This window comes from Exiguobacterium sp. SH4S7 (assembly GCF_004336795.1).
GTDB classification, from domain to species: domain Bacteria; phylum Bacillota; class Bacilli; order Exiguobacteriales; family Exiguobacteriaceae; genus Exiguobacterium; species Exiguobacterium aurantiacum_A.
In genome coordinates, this window is record NZ_SJUT01000002.1 from 355,705 (window position 1) to 378,311 (window position 22,607).

Here is a 22,607-nt window from a genome sequence, read left to right on the forward strand (position 1 = left end):
AAAAGGGGATACTTCGATGAACGGTTACTTTGACTACGCGGCGACACACCCGATGACCCAAGCCGCCCTTGACCATTACGTCGCCATGGCCAAAGGCGTCCCCGGCAATCCCTCGTCGCTTCATACGCATGGGTTCATAGCCGAGGACTATTTGACAGAGGCGCGCCGGCTCGTCAAGCAGGCGCTCGGTCTCGATATGCTGAGAGGGAAGCTGTTGTTTACCGGGAGCGGCTCGGAAAGCAATTACATCGCGCTGACGAGTCTGCGCAAACGCATGAAAGGCAGCGAGGTCATCACGTCCTGGCAAGAGCACGACTCGGTCTCGCTCCTCCTCGACGAGTGGGAAGCTGAAGGTGTGATCGTCCATCGCCTCAAGCTGAAAGACGGCCAGTTCGACCACGACAAGTTCCTCCACTTGCTCGATCGTGATATCGGACTCGTCACGTTTCAGCACGTCAACTCGGACACCGGCTGGATTTTGCCGCTCCATAACATCCTCTGTAAACTTAAATATAAGAAAGTACTGCTCCATATCGACGGAGTACAAGCGCTCGGAAAAATACCGGTCTCGGTCGACGGGATCGACGCTTACTCGTTCAGCGCCCATAAAGTCGGCGGGCCGAAAGGAGTCGGCGGTCTCTATATGGAACGTCTATTGCCTCCACCCTACTACCCGGGTCACCATCAGTACGGCATCCGTCCCGGGACGATTGACGTGCCCGGCATCTCTGCGTTCGTCAAGGCGTTCACCAATCGGCACGAGAATCGGACACGTCACGAAAGAAATTTCTTAGCGTTTCGTGCTATCTTGAAAGAGAAGACATCGTCACATGTTGACTGGCTCGAGTTCGACGACCAAAGTCCGGCCATCCTCTCATTCGTCTCGGACAAACGAGACGGCCAATGGTGGATGACCGAACTCGACGCACTCGGCTTCCAAGTGTCGGCCGGCTCGGCTTGCCGGGCCGGTCAAAACGGACCGAACCGCATGCTCGAATCACTCGGCTATGAGACGAGCGCCTGCCACGGGCTCGTCCGAATTTCCTTCGGCGAACAGACAACCGCCGAAGCCACGGCGGCACTCGCCGATGCCATCGTCACTTTAGCAAGGAGAGTTGAACACCATGAACAAACGTTTAGCCGGTGAAGAACGCCGGCGCACTTTATTGGAATTGATTGAAGCGAGTACGGAACCGATCACCGGTTCCGAGCTCGCCCGCCGCGTCGCGGTCAGCCGCCAAGTCATCGTCCAAGACTTGTCGCTCTTGAAGGCGAAAGGCCACCAAATCGTCGCGACCGCCCGCGGCTATGTCTATCTACCCGGCGAGGCATCACCGTCCGCCTACACACGAAAAATCGTCTGTCGGCACGAAGCCGAGGACATGGAAGCCGAGATGAACGCCATCGTCGACGAAGGTGTCACGATTCGTGACGTCATCATCGATCACCCCGTCTACGGGTCGCTGACTGGTCAGTTGATGGTGAAGAGCCGGCGCGACGTCCGGGCCTTCCTCGAACGCGTCGAGGCCAACCAGGCTGCCCCACTGTCCCATTTGACGGGTGGGCTGCACATTCACACGCTCGAAGCCGACAGTGCGGAAGCGATCGATGCCGCCGTCTCTGAACTTGAGCGCCTCGGCGTGCTCGTTTCCGAACTCGACTAAAAGATGTCACGCCTTTGTGACATCTTTTCTTTTGCTTTCCTAGTTTGTCCGTTATACTGATGGATGGAACAAATTCCCTACTACGTATTGAAAGGAGTGATCTGTCATGTGGCACTTCCTCGAGCAACTCTTGGCCGGATGCGGCGTCTTCAGTATCCCGCTCGGCATCTTCATCCAAGTCATCCCAAACGAGCTCGTCCTCGCATACGGCGGTTATCTCGTCGGTTCCCTTGACGCGTCATTCCTGTTCATCTTTTTGCTCGCTTGGTCGGCTTTCGTCGTGACCCAGGTCGCATTGTATGGGATTGGCCGCTACGGCGGACGACCGGTCGCCCTGCGATTGTATCGCTCGTTTCGGATCAAGCAGGAGAAACAGCTTCAAGCCGAGTCGTGGTTTGAGAAGTACGGGGCGTGGATCGTCTGCCTCAGCGTGATTTGGCGTCAATTGTTCGCCATCAGCGCCGGCGTGATGCGGTTGTCGTTCCGTAAATTCCTGACGATGACAACGATCGTCTTCGCGGTCTGGTCGTTCGTCTTCGTCAAAGTCGGCATGATGCTCGGCAGTAATTGGCGATATATCGGCGAATACACACACGGCCTGTTTCCTTATATCGGGCTCGGCATCGGCATCTTCTTTGTCGCCCGCTATATCCGCTCACATCCGAACTTCATGAAAAAGTCAGCCTGAACAAAAGTTCGGGCTGACTTTTTTTAAATAGAGGGTAAACTGATACGTATGGCGAATACGTCATAGTGAGGAAATCAATCTATTTCTAAAGCACAGAGACAGCAACCGTCAAAGGAGGAATTTTCATGTTCCATCGTCGAAAAACGTATACGATCCGTCCCGAACGCTTGCAAGAATTCACTGAGTTTTTCCATACATACCTGTATCCGATTCAGGTATCGCACGGCGCACGGCTCGTCGGCCGTTGGGTGACCGAGGACCAAACCGAGGTCATGGCACTTTGGGAATACCGCGACCGTGAGCACTATGAACAAGTCGAACGCGATTACCGCTCGAGCGCACTCCGTCGCGAGGCGATGAAGAAGCGGGCCCGTCTCGGGAAAGACTTGTACATCAAGTCGAGCGAAGAGTTCATGATGCCGACCGGACACTACACCCCGCCGCGCACGATCGTCTCCGTGACCGCCTACATAACGAACGATGACGGCGAGGTGCTGCTCGTCAAAAACACGCACCGGAGCGACACGTACGAGATGCCGGGCGGACAGGTCGAAGAACACGAATCGATCATCGATGCAATCCATCGTGAAGTGAAAGAAGAGACCGGGGCCGACATCGAGATTGACGGCATCATCGGGATCTATCAAAACGTGTCGTCACGCGTCCTCTGCGTCTCGTTCCATGGGCGTTACGTCTCGGGCGACCTTCGTCCGCAAGCAGGCGAGACACACGAGGTCGGCTTCTTCCCGATCGATGCGTCGAACGTGTCGGACTACATCAAACGTGACCACTTCCAGATGCGTCTCATTGATGCGATCGACCCGACGTACATCCCGCACGCAATCTATAAGGTTCGTCCTTACGAGTTGCTCGAGCGCGTCGAGCGCCACCATACCGTCTAAACAAAAAGGAGATCGCCACGTGGCGATCTCCTTTTCTTATGCCTGTTCAGCCGATTCGGATTGACTCGTTTCGACTAACAGTTTGCGAATGCGTCGTTTTTCGACGTGGAGAACGGTGAACGTCATGTCGTCATACGTGACACGCGCACCTTTCTCTGGGATGTCGCCGAGCAGCTCGACGATCCAACCACCCATTGTGTTGGCATCTACTTCAGGTTCTTTAATCCCCATCTCGTCAGCGAACTGATCGACGTCCATGTCGGCCATACACTCGTATACGCCGTCTCGAAGCCGTCTCAAGTAGACGATCGATTCGTCGTGCTCGTCCCAAATATCGCCGACGAGCTCTTCAAGCATATCCTCGAGCGTGATGAGACCAGCCGTCCCACCAAACTCATCGAGGACGACAGCCATGTGTGATTGTTTTTGCTGCAGAATTGGAAGCAGTTCGATCAATTTTGTCTGCGGTGACACGTACGTGAGCGGACGGATGAGCGCCCGCACATCTGTCACTTCATCTCGCATCATCGAGCGAAGGAAGTCACGTTCCGACAACACCCCGATGACGTTGTCAATCGAGTCTTTATACACCGGGAGACGAGAATGCCCCCCGCTAAAGATCGTGTCTTTGATTTCTTCGAGCGTATCGTCGATGTCGACGGCGAGGATGTCGATCCGCGGCGTCAACACATCATCGACGGTGATGTCGTTGAAAGAGAAGGCGCTATGCACCAGTTCGGCTTCTTTCTCACCGAGGACTCCTTCTTCTTCACCCATATCGACGAGCACTTTCAACTCTTCTTCCGTCACCGACGGTTCTTTGTCGGCCATCCCGATCATGCGAAGCGTCAAGCGCTTGAGGCCGGTGAACACAATCGTGATCGGTTTCAGCACTTTGACGAGGAAGACGAGCGTTCCGCTAATTAAGAGCGAATACTTCTCTGCAAACTCTTTTGCAAGTGACTTCGGCAAAATCTCACCAAAGATCAAGATAAGCACCGTCGTCGCGAACGTCGAGATCAACAACCCCGTCCCACCGGTAAAAATTGACGTGGCAATCGCCGTCGCGACGGTCGCTGAACCGATGTTGACAACGTTGTTCCCGACGAGGATCGTCGAGAGCGTATCGTCAAACCGATCGACGAGGTGGAGGACGCGCTTAGCACGCTTATCCCCATCCTCGCTCATCCGGATCATCCGGACGCGGTTCACGCTCGAGAGCGCGGTCTCTGCTGAAGAGAAGAAAGCTGACAAAAGAATCAAAACTGCATAAAGAATTAAACTAGACGAGGGCACAGGGTCCACGTTTACTTCACACTCCATTTCCTATTTAAAAAATTATTCGACAAATTCGAATTCAAAATCAGAGATCGCAACGACGTCGCCATCTTGAGCACCTAGCTTACGAAGGTCCTCATCGACGCCCATTTGACGCATCTGACGGGCGAATCGTTTGATCGAGTCATCGTGATCGAAGTTCGTCATCTTGAATAGTTTCTCGATGCGCGGCCCCGTGATCACGAAGCGTTGGTACTCATCGACATGAATCTGATACCCTTTCTCTTCCTTCTCGTAACGATAGACGACACGTGGTGTGGCTGTTTTCGCTTCGAGCTCTTCAAGTGGGAATTCAGGTGTCGCGTCGACGAGATTAGCTACTTCGATGAGCAAGTTGCGAAGTCCTTCTTTCGCGAGTGCCGAAATCGGGAAGACTTTGACGTCATCGCCGACTTTCTGTTGGAACTCTTTAAGAAGTTCTGGCGCATCCGGCATATCCATCTTGTTGGCGACGACGATCTGTGGACGCTCGAGGAGACGTAAATTGTACGACTCGAGCTCACGGTTGATCGTCGTGTAGTCTTCAAACGGGTCACGTCCTTCGATCCCACTCATATCGATCATATGGACGATGACTTTCGTCCGTTCGATATGACGCAAGAACTGGTGACCGAGACCGACGCCTTGGCTCGCACCTTCGATAAGTCCAGGAAGGTCGGCCATGACGAAGTCACGGTCGTCAGCTGTTTTGACGACACCGAGGTTCGGTGTGATCGTCGTGAAGTGGTACGCTCCGATTTTCGGACGTGCCGATGAGACGACCGACAAGAGCGTCGATTTCCCGACTGACGGGAATCCGACGAGACCGACGTCGGCGAGGAGTTTCAGTTCAAGACGCAACTCGCGCTCTTGGCCTGGTTCCCCGTTTTCAGCGATTTCTGGTGCCGGGTTCGACGGTGTCGCAAATCGACAGTTTCCGCGTCCACCGCGGCCGCCTTTAGCGATCGTGGCCCGTTGGCCGTGCTCGGTAAGGTCGGCAATGACAGTATCCGTCACTGAATCGAAGACGATTGTGCCTGGCGGGACTTTGACGACGAGCGGCTTCGCTTTACGTCCGTGCATCCCTTTCGACATTCCTTTTTCACCGTTATAGGCGATGAACTTCTTCGAGAAGCGGAAATCAACGAGCGTCCGTAATCCTTCTTCTACTTCAAAGACGACGTCGCCACCGTGACCACCGTCACCACCTGCTGGTCCACCGTCTGGAACATACTTCTCGCGACGGAACGCGACCATTCCTTTACCACCGTCTCCAGCTTTTACAAAAATATTCACCTGATCGACAAACATTTAATTCCCTCCTTTTAAACGAAACGTAGAACATTCTACAGTCTGTTCGTGCACTTCGTCTGACGTGAACACATCTCCCGGCACGTTGCCGAAGACGCGAACCGCCAGTCCGTCCGTGAACGTCACATGAATCGGTCCATCCGTTCCTGACAGAAGACGGACAAGTTTATCCGCCACGCGTGCGTCGTCCAACGACGCACGGTCGGTCGATACCTTATAGGTCAACCGCCCTTCCCAATTCGCCTGTATGATGACGAGACTAGTCGCCGGCATATTTAAGCGAACGAGCGCACTCTCCTCGTCGGCGTGCTGACGATAACGTTCGTACAGCTCCTCGAGTCTATCAGGCTCGAGCGCCGCATACAAGGAGATCATCTGAAGCCGATTCATCCATTCGTGACGGACGGTCGATAATAATTTCAGCGTTGCCTGTGAGTCCATTTGATCCTCTCCTAGTAAAAAAGACTCTAACCAAATAAGTGGCTAGAGTCTTTTGCGTGGTTCTACTTACGCAACTGGGTAAACGCTCACTTGTTTCTTGTCGCGACCAAGACGCTCGAAGCGTACTACGCCGTCAACTTTAGCAAACAATGTGTCGTCGCCACCACGGCCGACGTTTTCACCTGGGTGAATTTTCGTACCGCGTTGACGGTAGAGAATCGATCCAGCTGAAACTGTCTGTCCGTCAGCGCGTTTAGCGCCGAGGCGTTTCGAAATCGAGTCACGACCGTTTTTAGTCGATCCAACTCCTTTTTTCGATGCGAAGAACTGAAGGTTCAATTGTAACATGAGGTCCACCTCCTATTGTTCAATTTGGATATAATCACCGTAACTTTGGGCGATCGTGTCTAGTTGCACGAGCATCCCTTCTAATAACAGCTGGGTGCGAGTCATATCCTGCGGTGACAGTTCAGGATATGTCTCGACATAAAAGTAACCACCCTCTGTTTTGTCTGCCATTTCTACAAGAAGCGACTGGCCTGCGAGTACCTCAACAGCGTTATACGCCCCAAAAATGATAGCGGAAACGCCGGCACACACTAAGTCAGAACCGGGTTCAGCAAAGTTGGCGTGACCTGTCACTTCGACGGAACGAATCGACTTCGTCTCGTCTCGTCTGACCGTTACTCGAATCATAGAAATTACGCTTCGATTTTCTCGATGCGAACTTTCGTGTAAGGCTGACGGTGACCTTGCTTACGACGGTAGTTTTTCTTAGCTTTCATTTTGAAGACAGTGATCTTTTTCGCGCGACCGTGTTTAACGACAGTTGCTACTACTTTAGCGCCCTCTACGAATGGAGCTCCGACTTTAACATCGTCACCACCAACGAAAAGAACTTCACCGAATTCTACAGTACCCTCGACATCAGCATCGAGTTTTTCGATGTAGATCTCTTGACCTGCTTCAACTTTGATTTGCTTACCACCAGTTTTGATGATTGCGTACATATACGTGCACCTCCTTATTAAACTCAGACTCGCCATCCAGGGCAGGGCGAAACCGTTTCAACCCGTTCTGTGCGGTTGTAGCCATTTGGGTGCTTCCAAACGAACTAACGTTATAGATATTACCACTCTCGCGCGAAGCTTGTCAATGACGAGATACGAAGTTCTCACATTCCTCGAGTGTACCATGAAAAGCGACGTCGGGCTCTCCTTCTATAAAGAACACATGAAGACCTGACGCGTCCCAGGCCCCGCCTTGCCACTTCGCCGGCAGCGACAGTACGACCGCCTCCTGTTTTCCGTCTAGCTCCATGAGCGTGCGCTCAAGCCGTGAGAACACGGCCAGCTTTGACGGTGAACCGTTATACGTCATCCGGTCTTGAATTGAACGTCCGGTCCGCTCGCGTGATAGTTCGAACAGTCCCATCCGTGTGAAGCCGTACACTTCGACACGACGTGGGTCACGGGCCCCGAGTTCTTTCATTCGTTTCAAAAGTCGGTCTTGTCCGTCTTTTGACCCGCGTAAAAAGTCGATGACGACCATGCCGCCGATATTGCGTAGGCGGAGCTGTTCCATAACCGCATACAGTGCCGCCTCATTGATCGTGTCGGCGGCGCGCCCTTTATCTTTGACGGCGACGTTCTTGCCGCTGTTGACGTCGATGACGGTCATCGTCTCGACTTGTTCGACCAAGACGTAAGACCCGCCTTCGAGCCAGACGACACGGTTCTCGAGCTTCTCGATCGCTGTGTCTAAACGCGCGGCTTCTTTCATCCGGCCTTTGCCGACGTGGCGTTCGACCGGGACGTCGAGCCGCTTCAAACGTTCTTGCGCCTCTTTATCGTTCAACAGTACCGACTCGACCGAATGGCGCCGGACGAACTGCTCACAGAGCAGTTCGTCTTGACCGCGGCGCGCCGTCTCGACGTCAGCAGCCCGGGCCCGCAACAAGGCCAGCTCCTCGCGAAGCGCCTCGGGACTGGCTTGTCCTGATTCGGTCCGGAACAACACACCTTCCGCCTCATTGAGCGTGAATACTTTCGATAACCGGTCCTGCGTAGCGAGGTCGAGCTTACGGCTGAACAACTGGCGCCGTCCATACGGGAAGTAGACGAGATAGCGCCCTCCGAACCGAATGTTCTCGGTCACTTTGTGGTGCTTACCCCCGATGCCCTCTTTCGTCACTTGGACGAGACGTTTCTCCCCGACGACGGCCGCCTGACCGATGCCCAGTACTTCCGGGTAGACAGCGAGCGCCCGGAGCGTCTCGGCGATCGGCAAGAAAAACGTTGTCTCGCCGTTGACGAGGAAAGCGGCGCCGAGTGACGGATGGATCCGCTCGATCGCAGCTTCAAGGATCGTCCCGACCGAGAGCTGGTCGACAAAGCGCTCCTCGACTTCAAGCAGACGCTCGCCGTCGACGAGCATGGCCCGCTCGATCGACGGGGTCCGTTCATAGATGAGTTTCATACGAGCACTCCTTTCGACACAAAAAGGCAACTTTCGTTGCCTTAGGCTTTTTTCATTCCAAACTTCAATAAGAGTCGTGCCCAAAATCCGGTCGGTTGTTGGTCCGTCTGGATGGACATGAGCGGCACCGACTCACCGAGAATACGGCGCGTGATGTTGCGATACGCTTGTCCGGCGTTATTGTCCGGGTTCATCGTCACCGGGACACCTCGGTTTGCCGCGGCGATGACTTCTTCATCATCGACGACGACGCCGAGCAGGTCGATCGACAGGATGCGCATGATGTCATCGATGTCGAGCATGTCGCCCGATGCGACGAGATGATTCTTCACGCGGTTGACGATGAGTTTAGGCGGCGCGACGTGTTCCGCTTGTTCGAGCATGCCGATGATGCGGTCCGCGTCTTGGACGGCCGCCTTCTCAGGCGTCGTCACGACGATAGCCTCGTCGGCGCCGGCGATGGCGTTCATGAACCCTTGCTCGATACCAGCCGGGCAGTCGATCAAGACGAAATCATATTCCGTCTTCAACTGGTCGATGATCTCTTTGACTTGCTCCGGTTGGACCGACGTCTTGTCTTTTGACTGGGCCGCCGGCAGCAGATACATCTCTTCGAACCGTTTGTCACGGACGAGCGCTTGGGGCAACTTGCACTGCCCGTTGATGACGTCGACGAGGTTATAGATGCTCCGGTTGTCGAGTCCTAGGATGATATCCAAGTTCCGTAGACCGATGTCCGTATCGACGAGACAGACCGAGTGTCCGGACAATGCGAGACCCGTCCCGAGGTTAGCGGTCGTCGTCGTCTTGCCGACGCCACCTTTCCCCGACGTCACGACGATGGCCCGACCTTTCTTCACTTCTTTTGCTGTATGTACAGGCTCTACTACTTGCTCCATCAAACTCACCCTCTCTGTAATTCCATTGCATATGCGTCTTTAAGCCCTGTCATGACTTGGCGGAGACGCGTCATTTCAATGCCATGATTCGTCTGATACGCGCAGCCCATCTCGATCTCTGGCATCTCGGTATCGTCGTCTGGCGTGAGCACGTGCTCACCGATCGCTAGAAACAGCGGATGCAACAGACTTGCGGTAATGACCGCGTCTTCCCATCCTTCGACACCGGCCCGGACATTTCCTCGTATCGTGCCTAAACAATAGATACTTCCTGTCGCCCGAACTTCAGACCCCGGATTGACGTCGCCGATAATGAGCACCGAACCCTCAAATGAGAGCACTTGCCCGCTGCGGATCGTCCCGCTATGATAATGGAACGTCTTTTTCCCGTAAGTCGCCTTCGCCTCTTCGGTCAACATGACCTCGCTCGACAGCTCCTCGATATAAAAAACGCCATGACGAGCAACGACTTCACGAATTTGACGTGACAGCTCCTCGTCCAAATAACGAGTACCCGCGTGCAACTTGAGTGCAATCTCCCCAGAGGGCGGCTCCATTTCTTGTAACGTGGCCTCAAGCTCTCCGAGCACCTCATCGACGCCACTCCGTGGATTGAAGTGGATTGCAATACCGTTGCGATGTCCTTTTATCGTAATGTGTCGTTTACGCTCCATCATGGCTACCCTCTTTTCGCTACAGGGCGCACCGCCACGTATCGCGTCATCGGATAATAAAGAATCGCGACGGCGATCACATTGACGACGAGCGTCCCTGGAATCTGTTCAACTAATAGTGTTTGTATGGTCATCGTCGTCCCACCGACCGCTGCCATGATACCGTAAATCCCGAAGGAGAAGACGAGGATCATGAACGTGAACGTGATGACGACCGAGAAGAAGTTCTCACCTATATATTTTAACACGAAGCTGACTAAGAGAGGAATGAGTGAAAAAGTAAATAAGTAAATTCCGAGCAAGTCGGTGTAGACGATGTCATACAACAACCCGAATACGAGACCGAATCCGAGTGCCGACTCAAACCGGCCATACAAACCGACGTACATTAACCCAATCAACGTCAAATACACGAACGGCGTCGCGTAGTGCCATGAAAAGATGGCAGCCCATGTCCCTTCAATAAGAAAGAGGAGGAACAGGGCGATGAACACTTTCATGTTACTCACCCGCTGCTCCTCCTTCCTCGGGACCCGTCAAAAACGGTTCGTCTAGCGTTCGATCGATGACAAACATTTGCGAGAACTCATTGAAGTCCGCCTCTGGCGTGATGCGGGCAACTTGAGACACGCCATATTCATCGGTCTCGATCGACTTCACCTTACCGATGACGAGACCGGCCGGATAACGTCCGCCGAGCCCTGACGTCGAGACGATCTCGCCTTCTTTCAACTTGACGCTGTTCGAAACCTTTGTGAAAAAGAGTTCGTTCGTCTCGCTGTCGAAGCCGTCGATCGTTCCGTACGCCGCTTTACCGTCCGCATCCTTGACGACCGCCGAGACGTTGTTCGTCCGGTTGTTGTCGCTCAGGAGCTGAACTTGTGACGTATAGGCGCTTGTTTGAATGACGCGTCCGACCATGCCGCCAGCGGCAGTCACGGCCATGCCTTTTTCAACGCCGCGTTCTTGCCCGACGTTGATCGTCACATAGCGCTGCCAGTCGTTCGGCGTGCGCCCGATGACCTCGGCCGGAATCAAATCAAAGTCACGGAGCGAACTTTCGCCCGCCGCGACCATTTGACGCAACTCCTCGTTCTCACGGCGCAGGTCGTCAGCTTCGACGGACACTTCGGCGTATTTCGTCAAATGTTGTTTCAATTCACGGTTCTCTTCATAAATTTCACGGACGTTCGAAATCGAGGACACGGTACTATCCATCCAGCCGATCGGCACCGTGAACACTCGTTGGAACGTTCCGACCACATCACGCGTGACGTCTTGGTACCAGGCGGATTCCGACCGTCCTCGAATCGAAACTCCTAAAATGACGAGAAATAAGATGATACCGATCAGCGTGATGATGAGCTTTTTATTGCGTACAAACCGGCTCATCGTTTAACACCTTTCATCGGCGTGACGAGATGCCTGATTTTGAACGGAGGACGTCCATCATTTCAAGAGATTTTCCAGTCCCGATCGCAACGCAATCGAGCGGTTCATCCGCAATGAGTGTCGGGATGTGCGTCTCATCAGAGATAACACCGTCCAAGTTTTTAAGGAGCGCGCCGCCGCCTGTCAGGACGATGCCGCGGTCCATGACGTCGGCTGCGAGTTCTGGCGGTGTTTGTTCGAGCGTTTGTTTCACACCGGCTAGAATCGCGTCTACCGTGTCTGAAAGCGCCTCGCACACTTCAACTGCCCCTACTTCGATCTGTTTCGGAAGACCGGTCACGAGGTCGCGTCCGCGGATCTCCATCGTTTCGTTTTCGTTCGACTCGTCGATGCGGGCCGAACCGATTTCCATCTTGAGCGCTTCTGACGTACGTTCCCCGATCATGAGGTTGTATTTGTTTTTAATGTAACGAATAATGGCGTCATCCATTTCGTCACCACCGACACGGATCGACTGGCTTGTCACGATGCCGCCGAGTGAGATCACTGCGACTTCGGTCGTACCGCCACCGATATCGACGACCATCGAGCCTGTCGGTTCCCAAACTGGGAGACCGGCGCCGATTGCTGCCGCGAACGGTTCTTCAATCGTGTACGCTTCGCGAGCGCCTGCTTGCTTGGCCGCATCTTCAACCGCACGTTTTTCAACTGACGTGATGCCGCTTGGCACACAGATCATGACGTTCGTCTTCGATGAGAACAACCCGCTCTTCGATTTTTGTGCTTGCTCCATGAAATATTTGATCATCGTTGCAGTCGTTTCGAAGTCAGCGATAACCCCATCTTTCATCGGACGGCGTGCCGTGACGTTCCCCGGCGTACGTCCAATCATATCTTTGGCCTGATTACCTACGGCCTCAATTCTACCTGTATCTGTACGGAACGCCACTACGGACGGTTCACGAACAACGATTCCTTGACCTTTTACATAAACGAGCGTATTTGCCGTTCCAAGGTCGATTCCGATTTCTCGGTTAAAACTACGAAACATACGTACTGCCCCTCTCCTGGTTACACTAATTATTATTATAACGGAAAAATCATGTTTGAAAACGTTCAATCGATTACAGGTTATTTACAATCCCCTTCATCTCAGTCCTGTTCCACCGTATATTAGTGTGCCTGCTTTTCAAAAAAAACGCAAATCAAAAAGCAGACGTCTGAAGGCGTCTGCTTAGATGAACCGATCATTTAAAGACCGGGTTGGAGCGGCAGCAACAGCATTGCCGCATAAAAGACGACCGAAAAGATGAGGATCGGCCGAAAGAAACGGGACGGTCGCTCGCGCGTCGCACCCGCCAAAAAGCTCGCCATCGTCGCGGTGAACAAATAAATCCCGACGTAAACGAAGATGAGTTGCGGGATGACACGCCACACTTGACTGTCTCCTGACGCATTTACCCAGGCGATGAACAGACCGATGTAGGCGATGAGCGACACAATTCCGACACCGACGCCGACGAGCGGCGGGTAGCGGTCAAGCCAATGCCCGTCTTTTGAAAACTGTTGAAATAGCGCCATACTCACAAAGACGAACAACGCGAAAACGACGAGCGACAACGCGAACGGCTCGAGCGGAACAAAACTCGCGGCTAGCGCGATTCCAATCATAACAATCCAAACTAGTTTCTCCATACGAACACCTCGTCCGTTAGTATACCAAACTTCAAGAGGGATATGGGAAACGTCTCCTAATTTCACCCGTTCATATACCCACGTTGCTTCATACTGACATAATGATCCTCACCGATAATGACGTGGTCGAGGCAAGCGATCCCGACGATGTTGCCCGCTTCGACCAAGCGCTCCGACACTTCGATGTCTTCCCGGCTCGGCGTCGCGTCCCCGCTCGGATGGTTATGCGCGGCAATAAAACACGCCGCCGACAGCTTGAGCGCTTCGCGGAAGACGTCGCGCGGATGGACGATCGACGAATTTAACCCGCCGACGAACAATGTCTTGCGCGCGATCAATTGATTTTTCGTGTTTAAGTACAAACAGACGAAATGTTCTTGATTAAGTAGCCGGAGCTCATCACGGAGCAGTTCATACGCGTCCTGCGGCGACCGGATCGTCGGCGACTCGACTTTCGGCTCCTCGACGTAACGGATGCCGATCGTGAACGCCGCGAGCAACTGCTCGGCTTTCTTCTTCGTCATCCCTTCGATTTGACAGAGGTCGTGCACGGACGCCTGTGACAGTGCCCGAAGCGTCGGATACACATCTGACAACCGCCGGGCCGTCGCCTGCGGGTCCCCGCCCCGTCCACCGATTTGAAGCAGTCTGGCAATAGCGGATTCAACACTTCGGTCGAGCACCATAGTCATTCCTTCACCTACTCTCGCATCATTCACAGAAAGCGCGGCGATACCCCGTGACGCTCGAGCGTCTCGACGAGCGGCCGGAGCGGGAGGCCGACGACGTTATAGTAATCCCCTTCGAGCCGTTCGACGAACAAACCGCCCGACCCTTGGATCCCGTAGGCACCGGCCTTGTCATACGGCTCCGACGAATCGAGGTAGCCGTCGAGCCAAGACTCCGGGATGTCGATGAACGTGACGTGCGTCGTCGTGACGAACAAGTCGTGCCGGTCTGGTCCGATGATGCTGACGCCAGTGAGCACTTCATGGGTCGCCCCTGACAAGTGCTTGAGCATCCGGCGTGCGTCATCGCGGTCGTTCGGTTTCTCTAAAATCGTTCCGTCGAGGACGACGACCGTGTCCGACCCGATCACAATCGCGTCGCGGTTGTCTCGGGCGACGTCCATCGCTTTCTCACGGGCGAGACGTCCGACGTACTCGTCCGGATGCTCACGTCCGTCGGTTCCTTCGATGACGTTTGACGGGATCACCTCGTGCAAAATGCCGGCTTGTTTCAACAACTCGGTCCGCCGCGGTGACATCGAGGCGAGGATGACACGTTTCTGTGTTGTGTTCATTGTATCGACTCCTTCCATACTTTCGAAACGGGCTTCCTTGCCGTTTCACGCTTCTCTGTTGATTGTAGGCAAAGCGTCACCCAAACACAATCCAAGACGCCAAAAAAAAACGCCCCTTCTTTTTCGAAGGGACGCTCGTTTACGGTGTCGTGTAATCGTACACCGGGATATCTTTTCGTGGGAACGTCTGCGTCGGCACGTAGCGGTCCGGGACGAGTTGATCGAGGTCGGGCCGGTAAAACGCATCGAGTTCGACCGTGAAGTCGAGCGGTGCGGCCGGTTCGGTCGTGTTCGGACCCGTTTCGGCAGGTCCCGTGAACTGGACGGTCCGCAAAATGTGGATCCGGTTCATCGACTCGACCGACTCGAGGAAGAGGACGAGCGCCTCATACGTCTCCGCTTGGAGCGACACCGTCGAGCGGACGGACGAGGCGTTGACCGGTGTGATCTCGACCGGTTCAGCCGGTTCGGCCGTCGCGCTCACATCGTTCGGTTCCGGTTCGGCGATTGGTTCCGGCACTTCCGATTCGGCGATGAGCCCGTCCGCGAAAGCGATGCTCGTCACGCGCACGTCAGACAGCTGGCTCGCTTGCGATAGCGTCTCGACGACCGTATCGAGCGCCGGCTCCGTCGGGACACGTGTCTGCAAGCGCTGCGAGTCGGCGACGTCGACGACTTCGCCTTCTTGGCGCAACAGTTCGAGCTTCGTCTGTTCGAGTGACAGCTCGCGCTCGAGCGCCTTCAATTCACCTTGGTTGATAAAGTACTGGTAGCCGAAGTACGACGGGACGACGATGGCTGCGAACAAACAAATTGTAAAGATCAAATAAATCGTTGAACGTTTCATTCGCTCACCACCTCCTCATCTTCCTCGGGTTGTTCCGTCTCGCCTTCAGGCGTCTCAGGTTCGGCATCGATGAACGTGAACGTAAACTCTCCGATATAGCGTGGGAGCGGCTCATCTGACGCATTGAGAACCGGTGTTCCCGTATCCGTTTCCGCGTCTTGGTCCGCTTCTGCTTTCGTCTCGGTCGTCACGCCGAGCAGTTTGACGTTATCGAACCGTGGATCGTTCAACAACGCTCGTTGGAACGCGTTCAAGTCAGGTAACGTCTCAAACTGGGTCCGGACGCTCATGAGCGAACCGTCGGCGTAGTTGTACGTCAAGACGTAACCTGTCGGCGGCAGCTGTTCGGTCAGCGCACGGAGCGCCGGGACCGCCTGCTTCTCTTCAGTCGTCAGCGCGGTCACCGTCTGCTCGAGCGAGATGACTTGTTGACCTTTCGAGTTCACTTGTTCGGTCTGGTAGATGCGGACGAGCTGTAACTGTTCGTTGACTTGTGCTTTATCCTGTTCGATCCCGTTCACTTCGTAATAAAGATAGCCGGTCAGTCCGCCACCGATCAATAAAGCGGCCAGACTTGCGACGATCGGCCAACGCAGCGTCACGTCGGTCGCGTTGATGAAGTTGGCGTCATGGTCGCGGTCGAGCGTCGCCATCCCGAGAAGCGGCAACATCTGATGTGTTAGCGGCGTCGCGTGCGACAACGGCAACGGGTCATCGATGCGTTTGATCGGGACCATCGATTCCAGTTCGATCGTCCGGACGAGGTCATCGAGTTCAGGGACCGTCCCGGAGATGATCAGTTCGTCGATTGGCCGTCCGTCCGTACGGAGCGAGTAACGGTAGAAATCGAGGAAACGGGCGAGTTCGTTCAACCATTCATCGGTCCGATTCGCTAACGCCTCGTTTGAGCCGTTGAACGTATATGTAACGATGCCGTCTGTCGTGTCGGCACGATACGATAAGTCATTCTCGATGGCACGGATGAAGCGGACCTGCCCTTCCTCGAGGACGAGCAGTTGGTGCGCGAACGGTGTCACGTGCCACAATAGCGTCGACTTGAGCGGGTCGAGCGTCTCGAGTCGAGACACCCCGTTCGCGATCGCGATCGGACGCGGGACGATTTTTTTCAAGGCGAAGCCGCGTTTCTTCATGTAGGCGCGGATCGCTTTCGTCAAATCGACCGAGACGGCATGCAACATGACCTCGGTCTTCATATCCGTCTCGCCGAGCACTTCGTAGTCGAAGGCGACGTCGTCGAACGGCAGGATGATCGAGCTGCCGATCTCCATGAACAAATAGCCACGGATCTCGTCTTTCGGGATATTCGATGGAATCTCGACTTTGCGGGACAGCACTTCCGTCTCCGCCATATCGACGGCGCACACCATCCCTTTTCTTACTTTTATTTTACGGCACAACTCGTCAAAGGCGAGTCCGAACGCGTTCTCGTCTTGAATCAAACCTTCCGCATAGGCACCTTTCGCCAATTGGACGGAAGCGCTTCGTTTAAAGACGCCTTGTTTAATCACGGCCCCGTGGATGCTGAGCGCATCGAACGAGAAGTACGCGACCGTTCCTTTTTCTATAGCCCGGCTCATGCTTGTTTCCCCCTACATCAAATCAAAATACCAATCAAAAAAACGTTCGCTGAACCAAAACGTCAGCATCGTACCGAGTGCGATTGACGGGACGAACGGGATCGGTTGCTTGCGGCCGATCCGTTTCAGTCCGATGAGCAACAGTCCAACGACTGCTCCGATCAAGCTCGCTAAAAATAAGGCGACCAATACGTCACGTGGTCCGAGCACGAGCCCGATCACTGTAAACAGTTTGACATCGCCGGCCCCAAGTCCCCCTTTTGAGACGAAAAAAACGGTGGCGAGGACAGAAAATCCGAGCGCGGCCCCGACGAGCGGGCTCCACCACGTGGCTCCGGACGCATAAGCGAGGACGAGCAGCAGTGGTGCCGCAAACATAAGAATCACGTTCGGCACGAGCATCGTCGACAAATCTGACATCGCCAATGCGAGTAGCGTCGATAAGAAGACGAACGCGAGCAACGTCGTCCCGGAGAATCCGTACAGCCAAAAGCTATAGCCGTAACCGACCGCCCCGAGCAGTTCGAACAGCGGGTACGTCGGCGCGATCCGTCCGCCACAGCCGCGGCACTTGCCGCGTAACAATATGTAACCGAACACCGGGATGAGTTCCCAAGCGGACAAGACGTGTCCGCACGACGGACAATGCGACCGTGGCGACACGATCGACTGTTTGCGTGGCACGCGGAGCCCGACGACGTTTGTGAACGAGGTGATGATCATGCCGAGCACGATGCTGTAAATGAGTCCAATGAGGTCAACCAAAATTGGTCACTTCCTTACTTGTAAGTATATGCCAAAAATAGAAAACCGGCTAGGCTGAGCGAGAGCCCAGCGCCAGCCGGAGATTAAATAAAATTATAAGACCTTACTTTTGTTCAAATCGCCGCTAGCGACTGTTCCTGCATCTGTAGCTGCAGTCCCAATGTCTTTCGTACCATCGAGCCACACTTTGTAAGTGTATTTATTATTTGCATCTTTTTTTACAAGAACAATCCCATTTGCATAAGTTGCACCAAAAGGATCTTTCATCGTGTCAATCATGTTAGTGCCGTTTTCTTCACCAGCAACTGGAGCTCCAACAAATCTAATCACTTTACCATCTGGTACTTCATTTGAAGCAACATACAACTTCGCAGCGTTTACCATCTGCTTCGCATCAGCAACCATTGCATCCTTTTTCGAGTTCTCAATAATCCCACCGATCGCGACGACGGCGATGGCTGCGATGATTCCTAAAATAACGACGACGACGAGTAACTCGACGAGTGTGAGCCCGCGCTCATCTTTTAATTGTTTCGCATCTTGCCAAATCATTTTCATTTTTTCTAACATGACTGATTCTCCCCTTTTGTGTGTTTTGCTGTATTTTGTGCTGGATTCATTACCGTAGTACTAAAACAAGTAGTACAATTTTACTATACATTCAAAATATGGAGTTGAAAAGTAGTTTATATGCATAAACTAAGAATTTCCTACTGATTTTGGATGTCGCCGTAAATTTGGAACATCGGGACGACGATGGCGATGACGATGACCCCGACGATACTGGCCAACACGACGATCAACAGCGGCTCGATGATCGACTTCAACCGGTCTGTCGTCGTCTCGACCTCGGTCTCATAAAATTCGGCGACTTCGTTCAACATCGAATCTAAATCTCCGCTCTCTTCGCCGACCGCAATCATTTGTGTCATGAGCGGCGGGAAGTTCGGGTTCCGTTCGAGCGGTTCGTGGAGCGGGATTCCTTGCGCCATCATATTGCGCGCCTGCCCGAGCCCTTTTCGGATGACTCGGTTCGAGACGATCTTCTCCGTGATCTCGATTGCTGATAAGATCGGCACGGCCGCTTGCAGTAAGACGGCCAAGCTTCGTGTCAAGAGCGCGATCTGTGACTTTAGGACGATCGGCCCGAAAATCGGCATCTTCAGTAACAACCCGTCGATCAAGAACCGTTCCTTGTCGCGCTTCAACATCCATGAGAACAGGAGGACGCCGAGCAGCGCGCCACCGAACAGCAACCACCAATAGGCGGCGACGAAGTCCGAGACGGCGACGACGATCCGGGTGATGAGCGGGAGCTCACCACCGAGCTGTCCGAAGATGCTCGCGAACGTCGGGACGACGTTCACCATCAGGAAAGCGACGACGCCGATCGCGACAATCGAGACGACGAGCGGATACGTGAGCGCCGAGATGACTTTACGTTTAATATCGTACTGTTTCTGAAGCTGCAGCCCGATCTGGTCGAGCGCTTCTTCTAAGTTACCGCTCGCCTCCCCCGCGAGCGCCATCGAGCTAAAGAAGTTCGAGAACACGCGCGGATGTTTTTTGATCGCTTCCGAGAAGGCGATCCCTTCTCGAAGGTCGTCCTCGACTTGGCTGAGCGTCTTCTTCAACAGCTTCGACTCCGTCTGGACGCGCAAAATCGACGTCGCCCGGACAATTGGGACGCCGGCCCGGATGAGCGTGGCGAACTGACGGACGTACATGATCAAATGTTCGATCTTGACGCGTTCCGGCAATAAGTTGACTTCCGTGTTCAGCCCGGTCGACTCGAGTTCGGACAGGTCGGTGACGAGAATCGACTCTTGCCGAAGTTTATCTTTGGCTTCCCGGAGCGACACGGCGGTGATCCGCCCTTTCTTGCGCTTCCCGTTCAGCAGTTTTCCTTCGTATTGAAAGATGGCCATAGTCTCACCTCATTTCTTCGCTTGGCACGGCGCTTGGATTGATGACCCCTTGACGGATCAGCTGTTCGATCGACATTTCCATCGATTGCATCCCGTTCTGCCGGTTCGTCTGGATGACGGTCGGGAGCTGAAACTCCTTCTCGTTCCGGATCAAGTTGGCGACGGCTGCGTTCCCGATCATGATCTCCATCGCCGCGACCCGACCTTTCGGCACGTCGACACGCGGGAACAGGCGCTGACTGACGACCCCAAGCAATACGTTGGCGAGTTGGGTCCGGATTTGGTCTTGTTGTTCGGCCGGGAAGGCGTCGATGATCCTGCTGACGGTCGACATCGCGCTCGACGTATGGAGCGTCGCCATGACGAGATGACCGGTCTCAGCGGCGGTCATCGCCGTCGAGATCGTCTCTAAGTCGCGCATCTCCCCGAGCAAGATGACGTCCGGGTCTTGGCGGAGCGCCGCCCGCAGGCCGCTCACGAACTTCATGACGTCCGAGCCGATCTCCCGCTGGTCGACGATGCTCTGATCGTGCGTGTGTAAATATTCGATTGGGTCTTCGAGCGTGATGATGCGCTTTCGCTGCGTCCGATTGATCTCATGGATCATCGCCGCGAGCGTCGTCGATTTCCCAGACCCCGTCGGTCCGGTCACAAGGATCAACCCGTGTGGTTTCTCGATGAGCCGCTTGAGCACCGGCGGTAAATTGAGTTCGTTCAACGTCGGGATTTCCCCGGAAATGGAACGAAACGCGATGGCGATTGTCCCACGTTGATAGTAGGCGTTGACGCGAAAGCGCGACACGCGGGGCACGCCGAACGAGAAGTCGAGGTCGCGTTGGATCTCGAGGCGGCCTCGCATCTCGTCGGTCATGATTTCCTGTAAGTATCCTTCGATGTGGACGGGGAGCACTTTCTCCTCGCCCATCGTGATCAGACTGCCGTCAATCCGGAAAATCGGTGGCGAACCGGCGGTCAGATGAATGTCTGAGGCACGTTGTTCGACCGCTTTCGTTAAAATCGCTTCGATTGATTGATGGATCATAGGTTCACTCCGTTATGACTGTTCTCAGTATTTCCTCGGTCGTCGTCAAACCTTGCGCGACTTTCTCGAGACCGTCGGCGAGCAAGAACCGGGCACCGGCTCGTTTCGCTTGCTCGACCATCTCGGCCTCGGTCGCTTGGTTCATGATCAAACGACGCAACTCTTCATCAATCGGCACGACTTCATGGATGGCGAGTCGCCCACGATAGCCTGTAAAGTTACACGACGCACACCCGTTTCCGCGAATGACGCGCGTGATCGTCACACGTTCGGCGTCGAACAGTTCTTGCTCCCGTTTCGAGACCGGTTGCTCATGACCACAGTCGCGACAGACGCGGCGGACGAGGCGCTGGGCGACGAGGCCGGACGTTGAAGCCGCGACGAGGAACGGTTCGACCCCCATATCGACGAGGCGGGTGATCGAGCTGATCGCCGAGTTCGTATGGAGCGTCGATAAGACCAAGTGTCCGGTGAGTGAGGCCCGAATCGCAATCTCGGCCGTCTCGGTATCCCGGATCTCCCCGACCATGACGATGTTCGGGTCTTGGCGGAGGATCGAGCGAAGACCGGAGGCGAACGTGAGGCCCACTTTCGCATTGACTTGGACTTGGTTGATGCCGTCAAGTTGATACTCGACCGGATCTTCGACCGTGATGATGTTCTTCGACTCGTCATTCAGTTCTTTGAGCGATGCGTACAGTGTCGACGATTTACCCGAACCGGTCGGCCCTGTGATCAAAATAATGCCGTTCGGCCGCTTCAACATGTCGCGATACAACATCTCGTTATGGTCGCCGAACCCGAGTTTCGTCAAGTCGGTCAACCCTTGTGAGGAATCGAGCACCCGGATGACGATCTTTTCGCCGTACATCGTCGGGAGCGTCGAGACGCGGAAATCGTACGGGCGGTCGCGCAGCGTATACTTGATCCGTCCATCTTGGGGCAGCCGGCTTTCCGTGATGTCTAGATTACTCATCACTTTTAGTCGCGTCAGCATGACGCTTTGAATTTTCTTTGGATAAACCGCTTCTGTCCGTAAATCACCGTCGACACGAAAGCGGACGTGTAGTTGCTTCTCATGTGGATCGAAATGGATATCCGATGCTCGTTGATCGATCGCGCTCAAAAACAACTGGTTGACGAGCCGAATGACCGGGGCGTCGTCACGTGACGCCGTCTCTTGCCGTTCGAATTCCGGCGCCTCATCTTTTAAAATCTCGATGAGCGAGGCGTCCATTTCGTAATACCGGCTGATCGTCTTCCGAATTTGTTCCCGCGTCGCAATGCCAACCTCAATATTCATCCCGGTCTGTAACCGGACGTCATCGATCGCAATCAAATCAAGGGGATCCGCCGTCGCAACGAATAGCGTGTTCCCCTGTAATTCAATCGGCATGATGTCGTGCTTTTGGGCAATCGCTTTTGGCACGAGTTTTGTGACGGTCACGTTAATGTCTTGCGAATATAATGCGATGATTGGTACGTCCAGTTGTTCATGAAGTACTTGAATCAATTGTGTCTCGGTCAAATAGTGCAACCGCATGAGTGCATCGCCGAGTTTTTCGCCTCGCCGCTTTTGGGCGAGCGCCTCGTCGAGTTGCTCGTTCGTAATCAATCCAGCCTCGATCAACATCTCGCCCAATCGTTTTTTCGTTCGTCTCAC

At 54.3% G+C, this 22,607-nt stretch carries 26 protein-coding genes and 1 other annotated feature; of the genes, 4 read left to right on the top strand and 22 right to left on the bottom strand.

Annotated features, from left to right (window positions below; all coding sequences use genetic code 11):
- Window positions 1–16: 16 nt before the first annotated feature.
- The 4 genes from EVJ29_RS05900 to EVJ29_RS05915 all read left to right on the top strand — a co-directional run bounded on the left by EVJ29_RS05900 (window position 17) and on the right by EVJ29_RS05915 (window position 3,254).
- A complete protein-coding gene (locus tag EVJ29_RS05900) occupies window positions 17–1,147 on the top strand; it encodes a cysteine desulfurase family protein (RefSeq protein WP_236633411.1) in 1,131 nt (376 codons plus the stop codon).
- The gene (locus tag EVJ29_RS05905) at window positions 1,125–1,664 is read left to right on the top strand and encodes a transcription repressor NadR (protein ID WP_131465469.1); all 540 of its coding nucleotides are present in this window, start codon (window positions 1,125–1,127) and stop codon (window positions 1,662–1,664) included. Before EVJ29_RS05900 ends, EVJ29_RS05905 begins: the two co-directional genes overlap by 23 nt.
- Before the next feature lie 106 nt (window positions 1,665–1,770).
- Complete coding sequence (locus EVJ29_RS05910) at window positions 1,771–2,352, top strand: DedA family protein (RefSeq protein ID WP_071399444.1); 582 nt, start codon at window positions 1,771–1,773, stop codon at window positions 2,350–2,352.
- Between the two features lie 125 nt (window positions 2,353–2,477).
- Window positions 2,478–3,254, top strand: a complete 777-nt coding sequence (locus EVJ29_RS05915; protein ID WP_070327686.1) for an NUDIX domain-containing protein — start codon at window positions 2,478–2,480, stop codon at window positions 3,252–3,254.
- A 36-nt stretch (window positions 3,255–3,290) separates the two neighbouring features.
- Here the strand turns inward: EVJ29_RS05915 and EVJ29_RS05920 are convergent, their stop codons facing one another.
- The 22 genes from EVJ29_RS05920 to EVJ29_RS06025 form a co-directional block, all read right to left on the bottom strand.
- The gene (locus EVJ29_RS05920; protein WP_131504799.1) at window positions 3,291–4,517 is read right to left on the bottom strand and encodes a hemolysin family protein; all 1,227 of its coding nucleotides are present in this window, start codon (window positions 4,515–4,517) and stop codon (window positions 3,291–3,293) included.
- A 75-nt stretch (window positions 4,518–4,592) separates the two neighbouring features.
- Window positions 4,593–5,882, bottom strand: a complete 1,290-nt coding sequence (gene obgE / locus EVJ29_RS05925; protein WP_070327688.1) for a GTPase ObgE — start codon at window positions 5,880–5,882, stop codon at window positions 4,593–4,595.
- Window positions 5,883–6,323 (bottom strand): Spo0B domain-containing protein, encoded by a 441-nt coding sequence (locus tag EVJ29_RS05930; RefSeq protein ID WP_070327689.1) that lies wholly within the window; start codon window positions 6,321–6,323, stop codon window positions 5,883–5,885.
- Between the two features lie 66 nt (window positions 6,324–6,389).
- Entirely contained in the window at window positions 6,390–6,671 is a 282-nt protein-coding gene (rpmA, locus tag EVJ29_RS05935; RefSeq protein ID WP_016508537.1) for a 50S ribosomal protein L27, read from the bottom strand.
- Between the two features lie 12 nt (window positions 6,672–6,683).
- Window positions 6,684–7,019, bottom strand: coding sequence for a ribosomal-processing cysteine protease Prp (locus tag EVJ29_RS05940; protein ID WP_131504800.1), 336 nt, complete (start codon window positions 7,017–7,019; stop codon window positions 6,684–6,686).
- A gap of 5 nt (window positions 7,020–7,024) precedes the next feature.
- Window positions 7,025–7,333, bottom strand: coding sequence for a 50S ribosomal protein L21 (gene rplU, locus EVJ29_RS05945; protein WP_070327691.1), 309 nt, complete (start codon window positions 7,331–7,333; stop codon window positions 7,025–7,027).
- Between the two features lie 15 nt (window positions 7,334–7,348).
- Window positions 7,349–7,420: a sequence feature (ribosomal protein L21 leader region), on the bottom strand.
- A 55-nt stretch (window positions 7,421–7,475) separates the two neighbouring features.
- Window positions 7,476–8,801 (bottom strand): ribonuclease E/G, encoded by a 1,326-nt coding sequence (locus tag EVJ29_RS05950; RefSeq protein ID WP_131458809.1) that lies wholly within the window; start codon window positions 8,799–8,801, stop codon window positions 7,476–7,478.
- Between the two features lie 41 nt (window positions 8,802–8,842).
- Entirely contained in the window at window positions 8,843–9,700 is an 858-nt protein-coding gene (gene minD, locus EVJ29_RS05955) for a septum site-determining protein MinD (RefSeq protein WP_131468622.1), read from the bottom strand.
- Window positions 9,701–9,705: 5 nt separating this feature from the next.
- Window positions 9,706–10,374 (bottom strand): septum site-determining protein MinC, encoded by a 669-nt coding sequence (locus tag EVJ29_RS05960; RefSeq protein WP_236633412.1) that lies wholly within the window; start codon window positions 10,372–10,374, stop codon window positions 9,706–9,708.
- A gap of 5 nt (window positions 10,375–10,379) precedes the next feature.
- Window positions 10,380–10,874: a rod shape-determining protein MreD gene (gene mreD / locus EVJ29_RS05965; protein WP_131441070.1), complete on the bottom strand. Its 495-nt coding sequence runs from the start codon at window positions 10,872–10,874 to the stop codon at window positions 10,380–10,382.
- A gap of 1 nt (window position 10,875) precedes the next feature.
- A complete protein-coding gene (gene mreC / locus EVJ29_RS05970; protein WP_131504801.1) occupies window positions 10,876–11,766 on the bottom strand; it encodes a rod shape-determining protein MreC in 891 nt (296 codons plus the stop codon).
- 13 nt (window positions 11,767–11,779) lie between these two features.
- On the bottom strand, window positions 11,780–12,817 hold the full coding sequence (locus EVJ29_RS05975) for a rod shape-determining protein (RefSeq protein ID WP_070327697.1): 1,038 nt from the start codon (window positions 12,815–12,817) through the stop codon (window positions 11,780–11,782).
- Between the two features lie 200 nt (window positions 12,818–13,017).
- Window positions 13,018–13,461, bottom strand: coding sequence for a hypothetical protein (locus EVJ29_RS05980; protein ID WP_236633413.1), 444 nt, complete (start codon window positions 13,459–13,461; stop codon window positions 13,018–13,020).
- Window positions 13,462–13,523: 62 nt separating this feature from the next.
- Window positions 13,524–14,147 carry a RadC family protein gene (gene radC, locus EVJ29_RS05985; RefSeq protein ID WP_236633414.1) on the bottom strand — a complete coding sequence of 208 codons (624 nt, stop codon included), beginning with the start codon at window positions 14,145–14,147 and terminating at the stop codon, window positions 13,524–13,526.
- A 29-nt stretch (window positions 14,148–14,176) separates the two neighbouring features.
- Entirely contained in the window at window positions 14,177–14,764 is a 588-nt protein-coding gene (locus tag EVJ29_RS05990; protein ID WP_070327700.1) for a Maf family protein, read from the bottom strand.
- A 139-nt stretch (window positions 14,765–14,903) separates the two neighbouring features.
- On the bottom strand, window positions 14,904–15,611 hold the full coding sequence (locus tag EVJ29_RS05995) for a hypothetical protein (RefSeq protein WP_131489895.1): 708 nt from the start codon (window positions 15,609–15,611) through the stop codon (window positions 14,904–14,906).
- Complete coding sequence (pilM, locus tag EVJ29_RS06000; RefSeq protein WP_131465481.1) at window positions 15,608–17,209, bottom strand: pilus assembly protein PilM; 1,602 nt, start codon at window positions 17,207–17,209, stop codon at window positions 15,608–15,610. Before pilM ends, EVJ29_RS05995 begins: the two co-directional genes overlap by 4 nt.
- 12 nt (window positions 17,210–17,221) lie before the next feature.
- Complete coding sequence (locus EVJ29_RS06005) at window positions 17,222–17,974, bottom strand: prepilin peptidase (RefSeq protein ID WP_131504803.1); 753 nt, start codon at window positions 17,972–17,974, stop codon at window positions 17,222–17,224.
- Between the two features lie 93 nt (window positions 17,975–18,067).
- Complete coding sequence (locus EVJ29_RS06010) at window positions 18,068–18,544, bottom strand: prepilin-type N-terminal cleavage/methylation domain-containing protein (RefSeq protein ID WP_131504804.1); 477 nt, start codon at window positions 18,542–18,544, stop codon at window positions 18,068–18,070.
- A 140-nt stretch (window positions 18,545–18,684) separates the two neighbouring features.
- Window positions 18,685–19,902: a type II secretion system F family protein gene (locus EVJ29_RS06015; protein WP_070327704.1), complete on the bottom strand. Its 1,218-nt coding sequence runs from the start codon at window positions 19,900–19,902 to the stop codon at window positions 18,685–18,687.
- A 4-nt stretch (window positions 19,903–19,906) separates the two neighbouring features.
- The gene (locus tag EVJ29_RS06020; RefSeq protein WP_083273986.1) at window positions 19,907–20,944 is read right to left on the bottom strand and encodes a type IV pilus twitching motility protein PilT; all 1,038 of its coding nucleotides are present in this window, start codon (window positions 20,942–20,944) and stop codon (window positions 19,907–19,909) included.
- A gap of 4 nt (window positions 20,945–20,948) precedes the next feature.
- Complete coding sequence (locus EVJ29_RS06025) at window positions 20,949–22,607, bottom strand: GspE/PulE family protein (protein ID WP_131504805.1); 1,659 nt, start codon at window positions 22,605–22,607, stop codon at window positions 20,949–20,951.